Genomic DNA, 19,683 nt, shown 5'->3' with positions numbered 1-19,683 from the left:
TCACCTCTTTCTTCAGGCTTTTTTGCCGTTATATCGTCTATTTGCCATGCCTGTTTTCCGGCGGTAGATAATCAAAACAACCGCAAGCACTACAAGCAATATGGAGATGACCTGGGCAGTCCTCAAGTTTCCGATGATGTATAAACTGTCTGTGCGCATGCCCTCGATAAAGTAACGTCCGACAGAATACCAAATAACGTAACTTAAGAAAACTTCCCCGCGTTTCGGATTGAACCTGCGCAACACTAGCAAAAAGATTAAACCGAGAATATTCCAAACCGATTCATACAAAAAAGTCGGGTGATACAATACTCCGCCGATGCACATTTGGTTGTTTATGAAATCCGGGAGATATTGAATGAAATTATTATAGGCAGTTTCAGATACAGGACCGCCGTGTGCTTCCTGGTTCATGAAATTGCCCCAGCGGCCGATGGCCTGACCCAGGATGATGCTTGGAGCAGCAATATCGGCAATCTGCCAAAATGAGACTTTTTTGACTCTCGTAAAAATGACAGCCGTAATAACCGATCCAATCAAAGCCCCATGGATGGCGATTCCGCCTTCCCAAATTGCGAAGACATCCCACCAAGGACCGCCGACATAACGGTCCCATTCAAACAACACATAATAAATTCTGGCACTGATGATGGCCACCGGAATGGCAAACACGACCAGGTCGACAAATAAATCCTTATTAAGCCCGAGACGGTCCGCTTCTCTTGTGGCAAGCCATAATCCCAGGAATGCGCCTGTGGCGATAATGACGCCATACCAATAAACAGAAAGTGGCCCCAATTCGAAAAAGACCCGGTCAAGGGCTGGTGCACTACAAGTCACAATTCTCTCCCCCTAGTCGATATCCTCGGTTTTTTCCTGATTGATCATGTTTGTCAGCCGCTCGGAGAACTCTTCCGCTGCGTTGACACCCATCCGTTTAAGGCGGAAGTTCATAGCCGCAACCTCGATAATGACCGATAAGTTACGTCCCGGTCGAACAGGGATTACTGCTTTGGGCAGCTCAACGTCCATGATTTTCATTGTTTCTTCTTCCAATCCCAGGCGGTCATACTGTTTCTTTTGGTCCCACAATTCCAAATGGATGATCATCGCTATTTTTTTATGACTTCTGACGGCTCCTGCTCCGAACAGTGTCATAACATTGATGATTCCCAGACCTCGAATTTCAAGCAAGTGCTCAATTAACGGCGGCGAGTTACCAATCAAGCTGTCATAATCTTCCTGACGGATTTCCACGCTGTCGTCGGCCACGAGCCGGTGGCCGCGTTTAACCAATTCCAGGGCGGTCTCACTTTTACCCACACCGCTCTGGCCGGTAATCAAGACGCCGATCCCGTATATATCGACGAGAACACCGTGAATGGCCGTGAATGGAGCAAATTTCGATTCCAAAAAATTGGTCAGTCTGCTTGTCACCCTTGTAGTCTTGTGAGGTGAACGCAATAATGGTACCCCGGAAGAGTCAGCAGCATCTATAAGAATCTCCGGAATGTCCATACCGCGGGTGATGACAATACCTGGTGTGATATCTGTGCACAAATTGGCGACCCGATTGCGTTGCTCGTCTGGCTGCAATTCATTGAAGAAAGACATTTCTGTTTTCCCGAGTACTTGCAGCCTGCTCTTCGGATAATATTTAAAGTATCCGGCCATTTCCAACCCCGGCCGGGAAATATCACTCATGTAAATTTCCCTATGTACTCCATCTTTCCCAGCAACAAGTTCCAAATTAAATTGTTCCAGCAAATCCTGTGTGCGAACTTTCGCCATAAGTATCCCTCCATCTTGCTGCAAAGCGTTGTATTATCTAACTTTAAGTTCAATTCTCAATCACTGTAACCTATTGTAGCATTTTTTTTATGAAGGGGCATTACAATCCTCCCAACCTGAAAAAAATCGGCGCAAGCCAAGGGCTCAGCACCGACATTCTCTATCTCGTCTTATTCATGTCTACAGTATCTCTAATCAGCCTGTTCAATAATAGATTCAGCAAGGAAAGCACAATCGCCGCAATAATCGCCACACCGAAACCATCAATCACAAAGTTGCTGCCTAGCAGTCCCTGGGTTATCATCAATGTCACCGCATTGATGACGAACAGGAATAATCCCAGTGATAGCACGGTTATTGGCAGCGTCAGCAAAATCAGGACCGGTTTCACGATAACATTCAATATCGATAGAATAATACTGGCAAGAATCGCCGTCCCGAAACCTTCCAATTGAAAGGAATCAAACAACTGTGCGACGACTATCAAAGCAACAGCATTCAAGAAAATGGAAAGCAGCCAACGTGTCAGCATCTACTTTAACCTCTCTTTCGGCATGATGATTGCCGCCAGGATATAAATGATCAGCAACGGAAATACGCCAGTAAAAACCAGTCCGATCACAAAGACCAAGCGTAACAATGTTGCATCGACATGAATATATTCGGCAATCCCGCCTATGACCCCGGCAAGTTGGCGATTTTCACGCGGACGTACCAATTTCCTCAAAGTCTATCCCTCCTGTGAGGGCAGCACCCAAATCGAACCTGTTTTTGTTTCGGCTTCTACGTGCATTTCTCCGGTTTGTTCCGTATTTGCTTCGAAGTGCATAGATTTGTTGATCATTTCCTTTTTTTCCTCGATAATCCGGTAGTTATGCAAGTCGCAGTGGATACCGCCGATTTTTGTTTCCAACTGACCATCGATCCGGACACTGTCAGGCAACCTCAATCTGATGCTGCCGGTCGCCGTTTTCAAAAAACCGACTGTCGCCGTCTTCGCGTCATCCCAGTCACAATGGATACTGCCGTTGACAACCTGGGCGTCAGTTTTACTGAACCGTCCCTGCAGCCGGACAGATCCATTTATCGTCTCGGCATCGACATGGTCCCATTTTCCTTTCCGGATTTTCACAGAACCATTAACCGTCTCTGCTTCGATCATATCACCCTGGCTTTCTTTGATATCGATCGTACCATTTGTAGTTTTCCCTCTAAAGTGGGTTACATGTAAGTTTTCCGCGCGGATTCCACCATTAAACAATTTGGCGGAAACTTTTTGGTAGAGCTGGGATGGTATTTTGATCTTCACGTCTGTTTTCACTTGCTGTGATGGGATATAAAATTGGAGGATTCCCTCCATTATGCGAAATTCGGCCTCACGCAGAAATTTCTCCCGGGCTTTTTCCCGATCGGCTACCTGATAGACTTTGGCTTCACATTCAATCCTGATATCCGACTCGTTCCACGGAATGATATCGACTTCTCCGTTTGCGATGTCGATGTCCAGTTTGGACAGTTCTGCCGATTGGTGGTGAAAAATATGCGAAACAGGATAATGAGTACCGAAATTGAAATCAAGATCTACATTCTTTATTTTATTAAATGCCTGTTCCACATAGCTGAAAAAGTTGTTTCTCTTTTTAGAGGTAGTCGGACCCTTGCCTTCCTGCTCGTTGTTCCAATTGACATTGGTCGATACCATCCCCGCTTGCTGCTGTGCTTTATCAGCCTGGTCCATTGATTCCAGTAGTTCTTCTGCTTCTTCTGAGGTGACAATTCCGTCTTCCAGCATCTTCAGGATTTTTCTGCGTTCTTCATTCATCCATATCACCTTCCTGCCCTATAGTTCATTTATATGCAAATGCCTATCTAAAACAAACCCGCTGCGATAAGAAAAAAGAACATTGCTGTACTTTTTTCATCTGCAGCGGGAGTATGCCACTTAATCAAATTTCCATGTATAAAAACTTTCGGTGCCGAGCCGTTCCATTGCAATAGCTTCTAAATCTGTTTCGGCTTCTGGATCGTCCTTCATTTTACCCAGTACTCCCTGTGCCTGGGAACGGTGGGCCATGATTGTTTGCATTTTTTGTTTAAAGACAGGCCGCACATTATTTACTACGTCCGGCTCGCCTAAAAGTTCCAAATGATTGTTACTGATTGCCTGCGCCCATACTTTCGGACGCTTGGATTCATCGATACGTTTTACCGCTTCGATTGCAGCTGCTCCCATTGCATTGTGGTCTGGATGAACGGCATGTTCGGGATAATGGGTAATCACGAGGGAAGGTTCGATCTCTTCCAGAATTCCTTTCAGGTGTTCGGCAACTTCATCACGTTCTTCAAATTCCAATGTTTTGTCACGGTAACCGAGCATGCGAAGTTCTACATCCATCACTTCACAGGCGTCGATCAATTCCTGTTTTCTGAATTCGGACAGTGTTTCCCTGTTGGCAAAAGCAGGGTTCCCCATGTTCCTTCCCATTTCACCCAGGGTACCGCAAAGATAAGTAACCGGGACACCCTGTTGTCTGAATTGTGTAATGGTGCCCGATGCGCCAAATGCTTCATCATCTGGATGCGGATATATGACAACTACGTGTTTTTCCATTCGATCAACTCTCCTTATCTAGTATTTAAACGGTTTTTCGCCAATCTGCAGGGCTACCATCAACCGGCCTTCCCGGTCATGGCCGGCCATCAAGAGACGGTTGTTTTCGTCGACTTCCCAATCGGACAATCCTTCTCCATAAACCCAGCCCATATCCAGCTTCAATCCGACGCGATATGTACCATTGACGCCGACGATTTTGCCGTGCAGGTAGTTGACCTTCGCATTCCGGATGAATGCACCGACGTTGTATGCATTTTTATCAAAGTGGCTGGCATAAGCTCCGTTTGTTGTTTCCAAATGAACGTACACTTCTTTATTTGCTAAACGATCCAGTTCTTTCTGGACCTTTTCCATATTAATTGGTTCCATATACCTGATCCCTTCTTTCAGAGTATGAACTAATTCAACCATACCCAAAATCACAAAAAGCGTCAAAGCATTGCAACTAAGCGGCACAAGATTAGGCTGTTTTTATAGAGTGTTGTATTAAACAAGATTCATAAACTACGACATAACTAACTTCACTTAACGGGACTTCCTTCCATCCTTTTTGGATTGAGTGGTAGTCCAGCGCTGCGGAAAAATACTCGCTTTCCGTGGGGAACGCTTCAGCCTCCTCGGGAAAAGCGCCCTGCGGGGTCTTCAGACTGTTCCTTTCCCACTGGAGTCTCGCATTTTTCCTCCGCTTCATTCGTTTTTCTGATCAAGTGAGAAGTTGTTCCAAAGTATGTCTAACATGAGGTATTCCTAACATCAAAATTCAGAAAATCCCTAAAAGCGAAGGCAGAACAGCATAAGCTTCAAAAAATAGAATTGTCACTATGTCGCAGTTTCCCTCTACTTTGAACCTTAAAAGTAAGTAAAAAGCGGGACGAGTACACCCTGATAAGTATGCAAAAATGCCCCTCTATTGGAGAGAGGGGCTGGTTATTTGTTAATTATTTTGTGCGACTTTTTCCTGTTTGGTTATTCTGTCTTCCATTCTTTTTCTGTCCCGTTCCAAAATAGGCTTCAAGTACTTGCCTGTATAGGATTGTGGATGGTCGGCTATTTCTTCCGGGGTGCCTGTTGCGATAATCTGGCCGCCTTTGTCTCCGCCTTCCGGGCCGAGGTCGATGATGTTGTCGGCAGCTTTGATGACATCGAGGTTATGCTCGATGATCAATACTGTATCGCCATTGTTGACGAGACGCTGCAATACTTCAAGCAGACGGGAGATATCGTCCACATGCAGCCCTGTTGTCGGTTCATCCAGTATATACAACGATTTACCGTTGGAACGGCGATGGAGTTCACTTGCCAGTTTGACACGCTGTGCTTCTCCGCCTGATAAAGTAGTTGCCGGTTGTCCGAGCCTGATATAGCCAAGCCCGACATCGAAAATCGTTTGGAGCTTGCGCTGGATTTTCGGGATGTTGGCAAAGAAATCAAGAGATTCTTCAATCGTCATATCCAACACATCGGCAATGTTTTTGCCTTTGTACTTCACTTCCAATGTTTCCCTGTTGTACCTTTTGCCGTGGCACACTTCGCAAGGGACATAAACGTCGGGCAAAAAGTGCATTTCGATTTTGATGATTCCGTCGCCGCGGCATGCTTCACAGCGTCCGCCTTTCACATTGAAACTGAAGCGGCCTTTTTTATAGCCGCGGATTTTCGCTTCGTTGGTCTGGGCGAATACATCCCGGATATCATCGAATACCCCGGTNATAAACTGCGACATAACTAACTTCACTTAACGGAACTTCCTTCCATCCTTTTTGGATTGAGTGGTAGTCCAGCGCTGCGGAAAAATACTCGCTTTCCGTGGGGAACGCTTCAGCCTCCTCGGGAAAAGCGCCCTGCGGGGTCTTCAGACTGTTCCTTTCCCACTGGAGTCTCGCATTTTTCCTCCGCTTCATTCGTTTTTCTGATCAAGTGAGAAGTTGTTCCAAAGTATGTCTAACATGAGGTATTCCTAACATCAAAATTCAGAAAATCCCTAAAAGCGAAGGCAGAACAGCATAAGCTTCAAAAAATAGAATTGTCACTATGTCGCAGTTTCCCTCTACTTTGAACCTTAAAAGTAAGTAAAAAGCGGGACGAGTACACCCTGATAAGTATGCAAAAATGCCCCTCTATTGGAGAGAGGGGCTGGTTATTTGTTAATTATTTTGTGCGACTTTTTCCTGTTTGGTTATTCTGTCTTCCATTCTTTTTCTGTCCCGTTCCAAAATAGGCTTCAAGTACTTGCCTGTATAGGATTGTGGATGGTCGGCTATTTCTTCCGGGGTGCCTGTTGCGATAATCTGGCCGCCTTTGTCTCCGCCTTCCGGGCCGAGGTCGATGATGTTGTCGGCAGCTTTGATGACATCGAGGTTATGCTCGATGATCAATACTGTATCGCCATTGTTGACGAGACGCTGCAATACTTCAAGCAGACGGGAGATATCGTCCACATGCAGCCCTGTTGTCGGTTCATCCAGTATATACAACGATTTACCGTTGGAACGGCGATGGAGTTCACTTGCCAGTTTGACACGCTGTGCTTCTCCGCCTGATAAAGTAGTTGCCGGTTGTCCGAGCCTGATATAGCCAAGCCCGACATCGAAAATCGTTTGGAGCTTGCGCTGGATTTTCGGGATGTTGGCAAAGAAATCAAGAGATTCTTCAATCGTCATATCCAACACATCGGCAATGTTTTTGCCTTTGTACTTCACTTCCAATGTTTCCCTGTTGTACCTTTTGCCGTGGCACACTTCGCAAGGGACATAAACGTCGGGCAAAAAGTGCATTTCGATTTTGATGATTCCGTCGCCGCGGCATGCTTCACAGCGTCCGCCTTTCACATTGAAACTGAAGCGGCCTTTTTTATAGCCGCGGATTTTCGCTTCGTTGGTCTGGGCGAATACATCCCGGATATCATCGAATACCCCGGTATATGTCGCCGGATTGGACCTAGGCGTACGACCGATCGGGGACTGGTCAATATCGATGACTTTTTCCAGGTTGTCTATCCCTTTGATTTGCTTGTGCTTGCCGGGCTTTTGTTTGCCGCGGTGCAGTTGCATGGCCAAAGATTTGTGCAAAATTTCGTTGATCAACGTACTTTTACCGGAACCGGAAACACCGGTCACGGCTGTAAACAATCCAAGCGGAATCTTGGCGTTCACTTTTTTCAAGTTGTTTTCTTCCGCCCCGATGACTTCAATCGCCCGTTTATCCGGCTTTCTCCGTTCCGTTGGCAGCGGGATGAATTTCTTTCCTGATAGATATTGGCCTGTCAGGGAATTTTTATCCTTCATCACTTGTTTCGGTGTCCCGCTTGAGACGATTTGACCGCCGTGCTCGCCGGCGCCGGGACCGATGTCAATCAGCCAGTCCGCGGCCAGCATGGTGTCCTCATCATGTTCGACGACAATGAGCGTATTGCCGAGATTCCGCATGCGCTGCAATGTACCGATCAAGCGGTCATTGTCCCGCTGGTGGAGGCCGATCGACGGCTCATCAAGTACATACAGTACACCGGTAAGTGCAGAACCGATTTGAGTTGCCAGTCTGATCCGTTGTGCTTCCCCGCCAGACAATGTTCCGGCCGCACGTGATAAGGTCAGATAATCAAGTCCGACATTGTTCAGGAATGTCAACCTGTCGCAAATCTCCTTCAAAATCATCCGGGCGATTTGTTCTTCTTTCTCGGACAACTGCAAGTCATCAAAGAAAGCATATGCCTCGTTCACTGCCATCTCGGTCACATTTCCGACATGAAGCCCATTCACAAGTACCGCCAGTGCTTCCTCTTTCAAACGATATCCTTTACACTTTGGACAAGGCTTCTGGGTCATGAACTTCTCCATTTGTTCACGGATGAAGTCGGAGCTTGTTTCTTTGTATCTCCGTTCGATGTTGGCAAGAACGCCCTCAAAGATAATATTATTTTCTCGTACCCTGCCGAAATCATTTTCATATCGGAAGTGAATTCTTTCTTTGCCGCTCCCGTGAAGTATTTTGTCCATTTGTTGTTTCGGAATCTGACTGACAGGAACTTCCATATCGATGCCAAAGTGGTTGCAGACACTCTCAAGCAGCTTCGGATAGTACTGAGAGCTGGTCGGTTCCCATGCAACGATCGCTCCTTCTTTCAACGATCTGTCCCAGTCCGGGATGACAAGATCCACATCTACTTCCAGCTGTGTTCCAAGCCCGTCACAACGTTGACAAGCTCCAAAAGGACTGTTGAAAGAGAACAACCGAGGTTCTAATTCCCCGATCGAAAAACCGCAGACAGGGCAGGCATGATGTTCACTGAATAAAAGCTCTTCTTCGCCGATCACATCAACGATGACATTTCCTTCTCCTAGTCGCAATGCTGTTTCAAGAGAATCGGAAATCCTGCCTGTAACCCCTTCTTTAACGACAACACGGTCTACAACGACTTCGATGGAATGTTTCTTGTTTTTTTCCAACTTGATTTCATCGGAGACCTCATACATTTCCCCGTCCACCCTGATCCGGATATATCCTTCTCTTTTCAGGTTTTCGAGAACTTTGACATGCTCGCCTTTACGTCCGGAAACTACCGGGGCAAGAATTTGCATTTTGGTTCGTTCCGGGTATTCCATTATTCTGTCGACCATCTGCTGGATTGTCTGAGAGGTGATTTCGATACCGTGTTTCGGACAAGTCGGATGTCCGACACGGGCAAACAAAAGCCGCAGATAATCATAGATTTCTGTTACTGTACCAACTGTGGATCTCGGGTTCCGGCTGGTGGTTTTTTGATCGATCGATATTGCCGGGGACAAACCTTCGATAGCATCCACATCCGGTTTATCCATTTGACCGAGAAATTGTCTGGCGTATGCAGATAACGACTCGACATAACGCCGCTGGCCCTCAGCATAAATGGTATCGAAGGCCAGTGACGACTTACCTGAACCCGACAACCCTGTCAGGACAACCAGCTGGTCTTTGGGTATGTCGACATCTACATTTTTCAAATTATGGGCACGCGCCCCTTTAACCGTTATCGATTTTTTTGCCATTCCAAGGTCATCCTTCCGCTTTTAGTTCCAATACCAAGTCGCGAAGTTCGGCAGCTTTTTCGAAATTCAGATCGCGTGCTGCCTGCTTCATTTCTTTTTCCATATCTTCGATTACTTTCTCGCGTTCTTTCTTGCTCATCTTGGAGAGTTTAGGTGTTTCTGCTTCATATGCTTCGGTCTCTTCAGCCGCCACAGTGGCCCTGATCACATCGCGGACTTCCTTCTTGATCGTTGTCGGCGTGATACCGTGTTCTTCGTTATAGGCCTGTTGTTTTTCCCTACGTCGATAAGTCTCTTCTATCGCTTTTTGCATGGAGTCCGTTATTTTATCTGCATACATGATGACACGGCCGTTTTCGTTACGGGCCGCCCTTCCCATCGTCTGGATCAGTGACCGCTCAGAGCGGAGGAATCCTTCTTTGTCGGCATCAAGGATGGTTACAAGCGATACCTCCGGAATATCCAGTCCTTCCCTAAGCAGGTTAATACCGACTAATACATCGTATTTACCCACTCTCAGGTCCCTGATAATCTCGATTCTTTCGAGGGTTTTTATTTCAGAGTGAAGATAAGCCACTTTTATGCCGATTTCTTTCAGGTAATCCGTAAGGTCTTCCGACATCTTTTTCGTCAATGTTGTAACGAGGACACGTTCATTCCGCTCAATCCGTTTGTTGATTTCACCAATCAAATCATCGATTTGTCCTTCGATCGGACGGACTTCCACTTCCGGATCAAGCAGCCCTGTCGGCCGAATGATTTGCTCGGTCATCTGCGGAGTATGCTCCAATTCATAAGGGCCCGGCGTCGCAGACACATAGACGTTCTGGCTTGTCTTTTTTTCAAACTCCTGAAATGTCAAAGGCCTGTTGTCCATCGCTGAAGGCAGGCGGAAGCCATGGTCGACCAAAACCTGTTTCCTTGCCTGGTCACCGTTATACATTCCGCGGATTTGCGGCAACGTGACGTGGGACTCGTCGATGACGATCAAGAAGTCATCCGGAAAATAATCCAGCAGCGTGTACGGGGTCGAACCAGGTTCACGGAAGGTCAGATGCCGGGAGTAATTCTCAATCCCAGAACAAAAGCCCATCTCGTTCATCATTTCCAGGTCATAATTGGTTCGTTGTTCAATACGCTGTGCTTCTAATAATTTATTTTGTTCGCGAAGTTCTTTCAGCCGGTCAGCAAGTTCAGCCTCGATGTTTTTGATGGCCCGCTTCAAGTTCTCTTCACGGGTCACAAAGTGGGATGCCGGGAAAATGGCGATATGTTCCCGGTCACCGAGGATTTCGCCTGTCAGGGCATCCACTTCCCTGATCCGGTCGATTTCGTCTCCGAAAAATTCGATTCTCACGCAATGCTCTTCCCTGGAGGCCGGGATGATCTCTACCGAATCACCGCGCACCCGGAACGTACCGCGTTGAAAATCGATATCATTTCGGGCATATTGGATGTCGACCATCTTGCGCAGTAGCTGGTCCCTGTCCATTTCCATGCCTGTTCTCAATGATAATACCTGACTACGGTATTCTTCAGGAGATCCCAAACCGTAAATACAGGACACACTTGCTACAATCAGCACATCATTCCGTTCGAACAGCGATGATGTCGCTGAGTGGCGAAGTTTATCTATTTCATCGTTGATGCTTGCATCCTTTTCGATGAAGGTGTCGGTGGAAGGCACATATGCTTCCGGTTGATAATAATCGTAATAACTGACGAAATACTCTACAGCATTGTTCGGAAAAAATTCTTTGAATTCACTATATAACTGGCCGGCAAGTGTCTTGTTATGGGCGATCACCAGTGTCGGCCTGTTGATTTCTTTGATGACATTGGACATCGTGAAGGTCTTTCCAGTCCCGGTGGCACCAAGCAATGTTTGATGCCTTTTTCCGTTATGAATACCTTCGACGAGTTGTTCTATCGCTCTTGGTTGATCTCCCTGCGGTTGATACTTAGACACAAGGTCGAATTTGTTTTCCACGATCCAACCAACCTCCGTTCTTTTTCTTCCATTTTAGCACAATCTATTACTATGATAACACAAATACGAACAAACATTCGATATAAATGTATCTGTTATTCTACATTATGGCGTATAGCCGCCATCCCTAACCATAACACGTCCGTTCAACCGATTTAAGAAATATGTTCATCGTCAACAATCGGTCACAAACCGGCCTGTTCCATCCATTGTCGTCTCTCATTTTCTTCTTTATAATCAAAGTAGTCCACCTTACATAATGAAGAGAGAGGAAGTTATTATAAATGAAAAAAGGTTTATTTACATTATTATTGCTCGCATTTGCAACAGCCTGCGGTCAATCGGAAAACCAGGACTCCAATACCGGAGAAGAGGCTGTACCTGCACCGATTGAAGTAGAATTAGAGGCTCCCGGGTCACTGGATGTAGATGAAAACGCAGAGTTCCGGGCAACAGTAACTCAGGACGGCGAGAGCGTAGACGATGCAAGTGAAGTAGAGTTTGAATTTTGGGCGGAAGGCAGTAAAGACGACAGTGAGATGATCGAAGCGACTCATGAAGGTGAGGGAGTTTATATAGTAGAAAATTCTTTCGAGGAAGCCGCCACTTATATGGTTCAATCCCATGTGACTGCACATGAAATGCATGTTATGCCGAAACAGGAAGTCATTGTAGGAGAACAAGAAACTGAAGAAGAGCATGAAGAAGAGGCAGAGTCTGAAGAAGAACACCACCATCATGATGACGGAGTGACGGTTGACTTAGTAAGTGACGATTCATGGACTATGGAAGAAGAAAAAGAAATGACGGTGGCTATAAATCAGGATGGAACCCCGCTTGCGGATGCAAACGTCACCCTTGAAGTAAACAACGACCAGTTGGAAAACCCGCTCTGGATCAATTTAACAGAACAAGAGGATGGCCAATACGCCGGTCCGGCTGCATTCCCTGAAGCCGGAACATACACCATCACCGTCCATGTGAAAAAGGATGACCTCCATACACATAAAGACGTAGATTTAGAGGTTGCCGAATAAATTGGTTTTGGACACTAGTTTTCAATCACCGCTGATAGAAAACCCGCTATGACAACAGAATAGGAATTCCCTCTAGTAATTGAACGTGATGGTAAATGTTCATCATAAAATTTATTGACTCAGAAAAACGATCAGAGTCTTTCTCTCTGATCGTTTTTTAATACCCGAATCTTATCCACTCAATTCCAACAGCCATTTACGCAGCTTTTCTTTCGGGTAGTAAATTTTGTTATTAATCATGATGTGTGGTATATCCGGATGTTCGTCGATTAGAGACTTTGCATCTTCTTTTGATATACCCATGAAGTTGTGTACTTCCTTTTCATTAATCAGTTCGTGATCTTTCTCATCGTCTAAGTAATCCATAAGGCTTTTATTGTTCGGATTATTAAAATTTTTCAATCCGTCTCCTATACAATAACCTGCGATTGCAATTCCTATAGCTAACCAAAAAAAGTCATATTCCAAATCACTTTCCCCCTAACTGCACCCCGTGATTCTTACGATCTGAAGATACCAATAGTTATCTGATCCCGAAGCCAACCGTTAGACAAACAGTTGAAGTTTTCATTTTTCCGACACCGGAACATACTTTGTAAAATAAGCCCCTAAAATCAACAAAAAAACCGTAAGCGACCAACTCAACAAACCCAGGAAGTCGAACCAGTAAGCAAAAAGGTTCGTGACAGCAATCAAGTAGAGACAAATAGAACTTAATGCGCTTTTCACACCTGTAATGCCAGCCTTTTTCCTTTTGCGAACGACAACTGTTATGGAGAATATCAAAGAGATTACCAGGATAATCGATAGTATGAACTGTAAGATAACTCACTCTCCCCTTTCATAAGTCCTTGCCATGTTCTTCTCCTTGTAATACGGATGAATGGCTAAAAAGTTCCATCATTTGATCCACGATAAAATGTGCGGTCTATAATTCCCATTAATAAACAAGCCCGTCAACTTTTTCTTTTGACGGGCTTCACTCTTTGATTAATAACTTTGATCGTATTGGTTCACTTCGAACAAGTCGATCAATTGGATATCAGGATTTTTGTCTTTGAACCAGCGCAGGGCAAAATCGTTTTTGAACAGGCAAAGGAATTCCCCTTCCCTGTCTTTAACGAGCATGCTCCGTTCGTCGAACAGCTTCTGATCGACCTGGTCGGCTTTCAACCAACGCGGAATCCGTTCACCGATCGATTCCAGCATGACTTCTACGTTGTATTCATTCTTCATCCGGTATTCAAACACTTCGTACTGAAGTTCCCCAACCGCTCCAAGAATATAAGCTTCATTGCTCTGCCCTCTGAACAGCTGAATCGCACCTTCCTGTACAAGCTGTTCGATTCCTTTTTTAAACTGCTTTGCTTTCATGACGTTTTTGGCCGTCACCTTCTTGAACAGTTCGGGTGGGAATTGGGGCAATTCATCGTATTCGAATTTGTCCTTGCCTTCAATCAGCGTGTCGCCAATACGGTAGGCGTTCGGATCGTAAATCCCGATAATATCCCCGGCAAATGCTTCCTCGACCGTATCCCTGGAAGATGCGACGAACTGCTGTGACTGCGATAGTTTGATCGGCTTATCGGTTCTGGCCAGTTTTACGCTCATTCCGCGCTGAAACTTACCAGAGCACACCCGCAGGAAGGCGACCCTGTCACGGTGGGCAGGATTCATGTTTGCCTGGATTTTGAAAACAAAACCGGAAAAGTCAGGGTTATCCGGACTGATTAAGCCTTCTGTCGATTTTCTCGGAGTCGGAGCAGGCGCCATCGATATGAACGTATCGAAAAACGTCTGGACACCGAACGGGGCAAGTGCGCTCCCAAAGAATACTGGCGTCTGTTCACCGCTCAAGACGGAATCAAGGGAAAATTGGTCGCCGGCTTCATCCAGTAAAGCAAGCTCGTCTTCCGTATCTTTATATGCTCCTTGTTCCACTAAATCCTTGTGTTCCGGGTTATCCAATTCAGCATACGGGATATAGGTTTCTTCTTCGTTTCCATTGAACTTCACGAATTGTTCTCCGTGTCTGTCGAAAATTCCCAGGAACCGTTTCCCCATGCCGACCGGCCAATTCATCGGGTATGTCTCGATATCAAGCACTTCTTCAATTTCTTCCAATAGCGCAAGCGGTTCTTTGCCTTCACGGTCCAGTTTGTTGATGAAAGTGAAAATCGGGATCCCTCTCATCCGGCATACTTTGAAAAGCTTGATCGTCTGGGCCTCAATACCTTTCGTGGCATCGATAATCATGACCACACTGTCGACAGCAGTCAATGTCCGGTATGTGTCCTCACTGAAGTCTTCGTGACCCGGTGTATCCAGAATGTTGACTTGATGCCCTTTATAAGGAAAATTCATGACACTTGATGTAACAGAAATACCACGCTGCTTTTCGATCTCCATCCAGTCGGAAGTGGCAAATTTACCTGATTTCTTCCCTTTGACGGTACCTGCCGAACGAATCAAGTTACCGAACAACAACAGTTTTTCCGTCAATGTCGTTTTACCGGCATCCGGGTGGGAAATGATCGCAAACGTTTTTCGTTTATTTACTTCTTCATGATAAGACATTATTAAAATCCCCTTCGATAATTAAATTTTTTGAATGATAGTAGTATAAAGGGATTTATTGTTTACATTGGATGATTCTCCTTTTCGATAAAACGGTATGGAACGGGATTTTCGCTAAGTTGTTTTTGGTCCTTCCCACTCTTTTTCACAAGCTGGAATATTACCGGGACAATAGCGTATGCAACTTGAGTGGCGTTTGATATAGTATAAATACGAACAAAGAGGTTCCATAGTTCCTCTACTATAATAGCTAGCATGGGGATAATTATCAACCATGAATCCATAGGAAAGGTGTGCAAAAAATGACCAAAGGAATCATCAGTTTGGGAGAAGCGTTGATCGATTTCATCCCGCTCGATCCGGACAATACCCAGTTCCAGAAGAGCCCTGGCGGCGCACCGGCCAATGTCGCTGTCGGGCTGGCAAGACTAGGTGCGAAAGCTTCGTTCGTCGGCAAAGTTGGAGACGATGTATTGGGGACTTTTTTGAAACGCACTCTAGAAGACTACGGTGTTGATACGGAAAATATGTATTTGACAAAAGAAATCCGGACAGGTGTTGTTTTCGTCACTCTTGCAGAAGGCGGTGAAAGAAGCTTCGATTTCTACATCGACCCGAGTGCCGACCGGTATCTTCATGAAGCAGAAGTTTCAGAGGAACTGTTCAAAGAACATAATGTGTTTCATTTTGGATCTATTTCGATGATTGACGAACCGGCAGAGTCCGCGACCAAAAAAGCTGTCCGGCTCGCCAAAGAAAACGGGCTGATCATTTCTTATGATCCCAATTTAAGACCGATGCTGTGGAAAAGCCTGGATGAAGCCCGCACCAAAATCACCTCGATGCTAGGAGAAGCGGACCTTGTCAAACTATCAGAAGAAGAATTGGAGTTTCTCACCGGTGAAACAGACATTCATAAAGGGGTCGAAAAGTTAAAAGAATACCAGATTCCCCTCTTGTTCGTGACATTGGGCCATGAAGGCAGTTACGTTTTCCATAAAGGACAAGCTGTCCATGTTCCCGCCAGACAGGTGAAGGCAGTAGACACAACCGGGGCCGGTGATGCCTTTGTATCCGGGTTGCTGTACCAATTGAGTGAACGGGAGAAAGATGTCACAGACTACACACTTGATGAGCTAAAAGAAATCACCGTATTTGCCAGTGTTTCCGGTGCATTGGCCGCTTCCACAAAAGGAGCCATGTCTGCACTGCCTACGATCGAAGAAGTGAAAAAATATTTACGATGACAAAGCATCGGGTCCAAACGACCCGATGCTTTTGTTTATATGCCCCTTCCGCAGCGCCGGTTTAGCACTCAATCCGAAAAGGATGGAGAGAACGTCACTTATAGCTCCAAACATCCAAAAAACTTCCTCATCATCCAGCCGCTATCTGGTATAATAGAGGGATGACTAAGATTTTCAACAGGGGATGAGATCGATTTGCGAACATTTTTTCTAGACAAGCAGGATATCGTGAGAATCACCGGTGAACGGTTCTATAAAAGAGGCTACGACTATTACAAAAAAGGACGGGTCCATGGCCTAACCTACAATCCGTCTATAAATACCTGGCGCGGAACAGTACGCGGGACAGAGACATACAGTGTCAGACTGTTCTTCTTTGATAACGACGATCTAGAAGGAAGCTGCGACTGCCCGGCTTATGCCACCCACTATACGTGCAAGCACATTGCTGCAGTGCTGCTGGCCGTCAGCCAGGAGTCGTGGAACAAAATCGGGAGCGAAACCGAATCCAGAGAACCATTAACCAACCATAACTTTGACCTGTCTTCAAGGATGATCAAAGCTTTTTCGCGGGAGGAAGCAAGCCAAAAGCAGCTGATCCGTATGGAATATTTCTTGAAAGGTGGAGTCAATACCTATAACTCCAAGTTCTTTCTCGAAATAGAAGTGAAATTGGGACCGGCAACATCCAAAAGAACATACGTAATCAAAAACATCAGGGAGCTTTTATCCTATATCAGGCAGGAAAAAGCCTATGAAGTGACCCCGTCCTTCACATTGCAGCCGGGAAGCCATATCTTCACTCCCGAAGATAAAGAAGTGATCGATATATTGATCGATGCCCATCAAAACGAGTTTTTGTATGAAACTTCTTTTGGCAATCCTTCGTTGGACAAACGGACGATCATGCTGCCGCCGAAAACGGCTGATCAGATTTTGCCTAAATTATCGGAGCTGGAAAGTTACCATCACATAAAGAATGACAAACCACAGCCTTTTCATGTGGAAACGGAAGGTCCGGACTTGTCATTTGATTTAGAGACGCAGGAATCAGACTCGGAAACATTTCAAATAAATTTATCTGAATTAGGCAAGTACAGTTACTTTGACAGCTACGGATACTTGTTTGCGGAAGATACGTTTTATTTCTTAAACTCCGGCCAACAAGCAGTGATGAACCAGATCTATCCCCTGCTCCCTTACCGGACGGAACAAAAACAGCAGATCAGGAAAAAGGAAATGGAATCTTTTATCACCCATGTCGTCCCGAATTTGGAAAAACTCGGGAAAGTGAATTATTCTAAATCAACCCGGGATCATGTCACGATTACTCCTTTGAAGCCGAAGATATATTTAGATGAAGTCAATGACTCCCTCCAATTAAAATTGGAGTTCCACTATGGAAATGATGTGTTTTACCCTTATCAAAAAGACGGGCTTGCGACAAGAGTCGTCAAACGGGAAGCACATAAAGAGCTCAAATTGATCGGCATGGTGGAAAAAGCGGAATTCGTCTTTCTGAACCAGATGTATCAATTGTTCAAAAATGAGGCGATTTACCGGTTTCTGCACGAAACACTTCCAGAACTGGAAAAAGTGGCTGAATTATATGTATCCGGCCGGGTCAAAGCAATGATTTCCGAAAAGCAGACGTCGCTGACCAGCGCTATTCAGGTCAACGAAGCGAGCGGAATGCTGGATATCACTTTCGATATTGCCGGCATCTCTCCTCGTGATATAGACCAATTGCTGCAGGCGTTGATCGAGAAGAAAAAGTATTTCCGAATACCGGAGGGTGCCCTTGTATCCCTGGAGGGCGAGGAATTTGAATCTTTCCGCCAACTCAGCGAAAAGCTTCATCTCCAGAAATCTGAGGTCGCGGATGGAAATCTTCATGTACCGATGGCGCGCAGCTTGCAAGTTGAAGATGCCCTCCAAGTGAATGACAACACCTTCAGTGAGTCGTTCCAGCATTTGCTCGATCAACTGAAGAATCCAGGCAATTTGGATTTTCCGCTGCCGGAAGGATTGAATGCCGAACTCCGCGACTATCAACTAGTCGGATACCAATGGTTCAAAACTTTGGGACATTATTATTTAGGCGGAATATTGGCTGATGACATGGGACTTGGTAAAACGATCCAGACAATCGCGTACCTTCTGTCTGAAAAGGAAAACAACCCGAATGGGCAGAACCTTGTCGTGGCTCCTGCTTCCCTTTTATACAACTGGAAAAAGGAATTCGAAAAGTTTGCTCCTTCCCTTGGAGTGGCGGTTATAGCCGGTAATAAACAACAGCGAAAGCAGCAAATCCAAACAAACAGTGATGCCGATGTACTGATAACCTCTTATCCACTTTTGAGGAAGGATGCCGAGGAGTATCAAACATGTTCGTTCGAAAACATGATTCTTGATGAAGCACAAGCAATCAAGAACCATCTTACCCTAACGGCAAAAGCAGCGCGGGCAGTGCCATCCAAGAAACGGTTCGCCCTCAGCGGAACCCCGATCGAGAATTCGCTCGAAGAATTGTGGGCGATTTTCTATACGATTTCACCGGGATTGTTCCACAACAAAAAGTCGTTTTTAACCCTTAAGCATGACTATATCGCCAAGATTACCAGACCGTTTATTTTGAGAAGGATCAAAAAAGACGTCCTTGACGAGCTTCCGGATAAAATAGAGTCCGTGCAATACTCCGATTTGACCAAGGAACAAAAAGAAGTTTATTTGGCTTATCTTGGAAAAATGCAGCAACAAGTCGCAGAAACGATTGAAGAAAAAGGATTCGACCGGGGTAAATTGGAAATATTGGCAGGATTGACGAGACTCCGGCAAATCTGCTGCCATCCAGCTTTGTTCCTCGAAAATTACAGGGGCAAATCCGGAAAACTCGAACAGCTGCTGCAGCTCGCCGATGAGTTAAAAGCAAACGGAAAAAGAGCGCTTATCTTTTCCCAGTTTTCCAGTATGCTTGGCATTTTGAACAACAAACTTCAAGAGGAAGGCTTTGATACCTTTTACCTGGACGGCTCGACGCCTTCTCTTGAACGGATGGAAATGTCCGAGCGGTTCAATAATGGAGAAAAAGGCATATTCTTGATTTCCCTAAAAGCCGGTGGAACCGGTCTTAACCTTACCGGAGCCGACACGGTCATTTTATACGACCTGTGGTGGAATCCTGCGATAGAAGAACAAGCGGCAGGCCGTGCCCACCGGATCGGGCAGAAGAACGTTGTCCAGGTCGTTCGGCTGATCACGGAAGGTACGATCGAAGAGAAGATTTTCGAGCTGCAGCAAAAGAAACGCGAGCTCGTCGATCAAATCATCCAGCCTGGAGAAACGATGCTGTCCAAACTGTCGGAACAGGAAATCCGGGAACTTCTGGAAATGAAAGTATGAC

Annotated in this window: 14 protein-coding genes and 1 pseudogene; 3 read left to right on the top strand and 12 right to left on the bottom strand. The window is 45.6% G+C overall.

The window, feature by feature from the left end; genetic code table 11:
* Nucleotides 1–12: 12 nt before the first annotated feature.
* The 10 genes and pseudogenes from lgt to uvrB all read right to left on the bottom strand — a co-directional run bounded on the left by lgt (nucleotide 13) and on the right by uvrB (nucleotide 11,419).
* Complete coding sequence (gene lgt / locus CZ434_RS20475; RefSeq protein WP_077624818.1) at nucleotides 13–840, bottom strand: prolipoprotein diacylglyceryl transferase; 828 nt, start codon at nucleotides 838–840, stop codon at nucleotides 13–15.
* Between the two features lie 12 nt (nucleotides 841–852).
* Nucleotides 853–1,791 (bottom strand): HPr(Ser) kinase/phosphatase, encoded by a 939-nt coding sequence (gene hprK / locus CZ434_RS20470; RefSeq protein WP_077624817.1) that lies wholly within the window; start codon nucleotides 1,789–1,791, stop codon nucleotides 853–855.
* Between the two features lie 160 nt (nucleotides 1,792–1,951).
* Nucleotides 1,952–2,323, bottom strand: coding sequence for a phage holin family protein (locus tag CZ434_RS20465; RefSeq protein WP_077624816.1), 372 nt, complete (start codon nucleotides 2,321–2,323; stop codon nucleotides 1,952–1,954).
* The gene (locus CZ434_RS20460) at nucleotides 2,324–2,518 is read right to left on the bottom strand and encodes a PspC domain-containing protein (RefSeq protein ID WP_077624815.1); all 195 of its coding nucleotides are present in this window, start codon (nucleotides 2,516–2,518) and stop codon (nucleotides 2,324–2,326) included. It abuts the gene before it with no gap.
* 3 nt (nucleotides 2,519–2,521) lie between these two features.
* Complete coding sequence (locus tag CZ434_RS20455) at nucleotides 2,522–3,613, bottom strand: DUF4097 family beta strand repeat-containing protein (RefSeq protein ID WP_077624814.1); 1,092 nt, start codon at nucleotides 3,611–3,613, stop codon at nucleotides 2,522–2,524.
* A 120-nt stretch (nucleotides 3,614–3,733) separates the two neighbouring features.
* Nucleotides 3,734–4,402: a bacillithiol biosynthesis deacetylase BshB2 gene (bshB2, locus tag CZ434_RS20450; protein ID WP_077624813.1), complete on the bottom strand. Its 669-nt coding sequence runs from the start codon at nucleotides 4,400–4,402 to the stop codon at nucleotides 3,734–3,736.
* An 18-nt stretch (nucleotides 4,403–4,420) separates the two neighbouring features.
* On the bottom strand, nucleotides 4,421–4,774 hold the full coding sequence (locus tag CZ434_RS20445; RefSeq protein ID WP_077624812.1) for a YojF family protein: 354 nt from the start codon (nucleotides 4,772–4,774) through the stop codon (nucleotides 4,421–4,423).
* A gap of 565 nt (nucleotides 4,775–5,339) precedes the next feature.
* Nucleotides 5,340–6,113 (bottom strand): annotated as a pseudogene (locus CZ434_RS20440) (excinuclease ABC subunit UvrA); the annotation flags it as partial.
* A 436-nt stretch (nucleotides 6,114–6,549) separates the two neighbouring features.
* Nucleotides 6,550–9,429: an excinuclease ABC subunit UvrA gene (gene uvrA, locus CZ434_RS20435; RefSeq protein WP_077624810.1), complete on the bottom strand. Its 2,880-nt coding sequence runs from the start codon at nucleotides 9,427–9,429 to the stop codon at nucleotides 6,550–6,552.
* Between the two features lie 7 nt (nucleotides 9,430–9,436).
* Nucleotides 9,437–11,419, bottom strand: coding sequence for an excinuclease ABC subunit UvrB (uvrB, locus tag CZ434_RS20430; protein WP_077624809.1), 1,983 nt, complete (start codon nucleotides 11,417–11,419; stop codon nucleotides 9,437–9,439).
* A gap of 284 nt (nucleotides 11,420–11,703) precedes the next feature.
* On the opposite strand from uvrB, the gene CZ434_RS20425 reads away from it, so the two are divergent.
* Nucleotides 11,704–12,456: a FixH family protein gene (locus CZ434_RS20425; protein WP_077624808.1), complete on the top strand. Its 753-nt coding sequence runs from the start codon at nucleotides 11,704–11,706 to the stop codon at nucleotides 12,454–12,456.
* 171 nt (nucleotides 12,457–12,627) lie between these two features.
* Here the strand turns inward: CZ434_RS20425 and CZ434_RS20420 are convergent, their stop codons facing one another.
* Together CZ434_RS20420 and CZ434_RS20410 are read right to left on the bottom strand one after the other, a co-directional pair.
* The gene (locus CZ434_RS20420) at nucleotides 12,628–12,924 is read right to left on the bottom strand and encodes a MerR family transcriptional regulator (protein ID WP_077624807.1); all 297 of its coding nucleotides are present in this window, start codon (nucleotides 12,922–12,924) and stop codon (nucleotides 12,628–12,630) included.
* A gap of 522 nt (nucleotides 12,925–13,446) precedes the next feature.
* The gene (locus CZ434_RS20410; protein WP_077624805.1) at nucleotides 13,447–15,033 is read right to left on the bottom strand and encodes a peptide chain release factor 3; all 1,587 of its coding nucleotides are present in this window, start codon (nucleotides 15,031–15,033) and stop codon (nucleotides 13,447–13,449) included.
* Between the two features lie 302 nt (nucleotides 15,034–15,335).
* Between CZ434_RS20410 and CZ434_RS20400 the strand changes: the two genes are divergently transcribed.
* Entirely contained in the window at nucleotides 15,336–16,280 is a 945-nt protein-coding gene (locus tag CZ434_RS20400; RefSeq protein ID WP_077624803.1) for a carbohydrate kinase family protein, read from the top strand.
* A 195-nt stretch (nucleotides 16,281–16,475) separates the two neighbouring features.
* Nucleotides 16,476–19,682 (top strand): DEAD/DEAH box helicase, encoded by a 3,207-nt coding sequence (locus CZ434_RS20395; RefSeq protein ID WP_077624802.1) that lies wholly within the window; start codon nucleotides 16,476–16,478, stop codon nucleotides 19,680–19,682.
* The last annotated feature ends 1 nt before the right edge of the window (nucleotide 19,683 follow it).

The organism is Sediminibacillus massiliensis (assembly GCF_900156915.1).
Taxonomy (GTDB): Bacteria; Bacillota; Bacilli; order Bacillales; family Amphibacillaceae; genus Sediminibacillus_A; species Sediminibacillus_A massiliensis.
The sequence above is the reverse complement of the archived record's forward strand: the minus strand, read 5'-3'. Positions and strand labels throughout refer to the sequence as shown.